This is a genomic window from Frankia sp. CeCAU1 (genome assembly GCF_977971845.1).
The window spans coordinates 40,166-42,604 of sequence record NZ_CDWWXA010000014.1 but is presented as its reverse complement, the minus strand read 5'-3'; the positions used below and the strand labels follow the sequence as shown (position 1 = coordinate 42,604).

Annotated in this window: 3 protein-coding genes and 1 pseudogene; 3 read left to right on the top strand and 1 reads right to left on the bottom strand. The window is 69.2% G+C overall.

Features of this window, described 5'->3' with window-relative positions; genetic code table 11:
* Positions 1-819: tyrosine-type recombinase/integrase (locus AC08OO_RS04850; protein WP_476618266.1), on the top strand; the 819-nt coding region annotated here is incomplete at its 5' end.
* Between the two features lie 238 nt (positions 820-1,057).
* Positions 1,058-1,417 (top strand): annotated as a pseudogene (locus tag AC08OO_RS04845) (transposase family protein); the annotation flags it as partial.
* Positions 1,418-1,453: 36 nt separating this feature from the next.
* Here the strand turns inward: AC08OO_RS04845 and AC08OO_RS04840 are convergent.
* Complete coding sequence (locus AC08OO_RS04840; RefSeq protein ID WP_035958723.1) at positions 1,454-1,792, bottom strand: hypothetical protein; 339 nt, start codon at positions 1,790-1,792, stop codon at positions 1,454-1,456.
* On the opposite strand from AC08OO_RS04840, the gene AC08OO_RS04835 reads away from it, so the two are divergent.
* Positions 1,737-2,408 (top strand): transposase, encoded by a 672-nt coding sequence (locus tag AC08OO_RS04835; protein WP_235463181.1) that lies wholly within the window; start codon positions 1,737-1,739, stop codon positions 2,406-2,408. The two genes, AC08OO_RS04840 and AC08OO_RS04835, sit on opposite strands and share 56 nt — an antisense overlap.
* The last annotated feature ends 31 nt before the right edge of the window (positions 2,409-2,439 follow it).

Below are 2,439 nucleotides of genomic sequence, written 5' to 3'. Positions count from 1 at the left end.
GGGCTGGACTGGCGGGAGGTGCGGCTGGAGGACATCGGCGAGTTCGTGGCCTGGTTGCGGCTGCCGGCGGCAGGCCGGGACGGGCGGGTGGCGGTGCTGTCGTCGGTGGAGCCGGCGGTGTCGGCGTCGACGGTGAACCGGAAGCTGTCGGCGTTGGCCGCGTTCTACGCCTACCAGGTGCGTCATGGCGTGGAGCTGGGCGAGTTGCTGACGACGTGGGGGTCGCCGGGCCGCCGCGGTGGGTGGAAGCCGTTCCTGCATCACGTCGGCAAAGGCAGGCCGCAGCCGCGGCGCGTGATCGCGTTGAAGACCGCGAAGAAGCTGCCTCGGGTCCTGGCGGCGGCCGAGGTGCAGGCTGTGCTGGATTCCTGCACCCGGCTGCGGGACCGTTTCCTGTTCGCTGTTCTCTACGACACCGGGATGCGGGTCGGCGAGGCGCTGGGCCTGCGGCATGATGATATCGACGCGGCCGCCTGCGAGGTCACTGTCGTGGCGCGGGACAACGACAACGGGGCTCGGTCGAAATCCCGGGGGCGGCGGATGGTCCCGGTGAGCGCCGGCCTCGTCCGCCTTTACGCGGACTACCTGCATGGCGAGTACGGGGACCTGGACTCCGACTATGTGTTCGTCAACCTGTTCGCCGAACCGCGTGGGCAGGCGTTGTCCTACCCGGCTTCCTACGATCTGGTGAAAAGGCTACGGAAACGCACCAGGATCGATTTCGACCCACACTGGTACCGGCATACCTATGCCACCCGGCTGCTGCGCGACGGGGTGCCTCTCGAAGTGGTGTCCACTTTACTGGGTCTTCGAAGTTAACCGGGGTGGGCGTGAGGCCCCAGCCAGTTTGGTAACTGTGCGTAATGTTGGCTCGACGTGGCCTGCTGTGACCTGATGTGGCATGCCTCGTGTCGTGACATGAATCGCCCGCAACCCCTGGCGATCTTGGTTGTTCCTGACGCAACCGAGAGGCCACGGAGCTACGGGCTTGGACGATCATACGAATGACGCGACGCGGTTGCTCGACATCGACGGTCTGACGGTGTCGCGCGTCGAGATGCTCGCGGACAGGACACGGCAGGTGTGGCTTGCGACCGCGGACGAGACAGCGCGGGCGTGCCCGGGTTGCGGGGTGTTCGCGCGCAGGGTCAAGGGCGTCGTGACCACTCGGCCGCGTGACCTGCGCTACGGCCCGTCCCCCCTGCGACTGGTGTGGGTCAAACGCCGCTGGTACTGCCAGGAGCCGCTGTGCGCGAAGCGGTCGTTCACCGAGTCGCTGCCGGCGGTGCCGGCGCGGGCACGGTTGACGACCCGGCTACGCGAGCAGGCCGGCCGACTCGTGGTCGACGGGATCTGCGCGACGGTGGTAGCCAGCGCGCGGCACCTTGCGCTGTCCTGGCCGACGGTCATGGACGCGGCGCGCGACGTGGCCGCGCCGTTGACCGACACCGCCTCACCGCCGGTGGACGTGCTCGGGATCGACGAGACCCGCCGAGGCCGGCCGCGCTGGCGGCCCGCGGACCGCGTTCCCACACCGGCGTCCCCCGAACCTGCTGGCGGCGGGCCCGCCGTCCCTGCGCCCGCCGAGACCGTCGAGCCCGACCCGGCGGGTGGCGAGCCGGCGAAGACCCGGGTGCTCGCCGACCGGTGGCATGTCGGATTCACCGACCTGGCCGGCGGGCAGGGCATGCTCGGCCAGGTCGGAGGGCCGCACCGCCGACGACGTCGCGTACTGGCTGGCCAGCCAGACACCGTCCTGGCGCGACCGGATCACCCACGTGGCGATCGACATGTGCACGGTGTTCGTCGCCGCGGTCCGCCGCTACCTGCCGGGCGCCACCCTGGTCGTCGACCACTTCCACGTCGTGAAACTCGCGAACGACGCCGTCACAGAGGCCCGCCGCCGGGTCACCACCCAGCTACGGGGCCGCCGCGGCCGCGACACCGACCCCGAATGGAAGATCCGTAACCTGCTGACCCGCAACCGCGAGAACCTCACCGACCGCCAGCTGACGAAACTGTGGAACACCCTCATCGACCTCGGCGAACCCGGCCAGACGATCCTGACCGCCTGGATCGCCAAGGAAGAACTACGCGCGCTGCTCGCACTCGCCCGCACCCACCCCGCCCGCACCGTGATCGCCTACCGGCTCACCAGGTTCTACACCTGGTGCGCCGACGCCGCCGTCCCCGAACTCGAACGCCTCGCCACCACGATCAGCACCTGGTGGACCTGCATCGAGGCGTTCCCGCACAGCGGCATCACCAACGCCGCCAGCGAAGGCCACAACCGGGTCGTCAAGCTCGACGCCCGCAACGCCTTCGGCTACCGCAACCCCGAAAACCAGCGGCTACGAACACGCTGCGCAACCACCCGCCGAACCCGCAGATGCCTCAACCCCGCTTAACTTCGAAGAGCCAGCATAGAGCCTTTTCAAT

Coding starts and splice junctions, on each gene's coding strand:
- AC08OO_RS04840 (WP_035958723.1), bottom strand. CDS start 1,792: ATGTCGATCGCCACGTGGGTGATCCGGTCGCGCCAGGACGGTGTCTGG.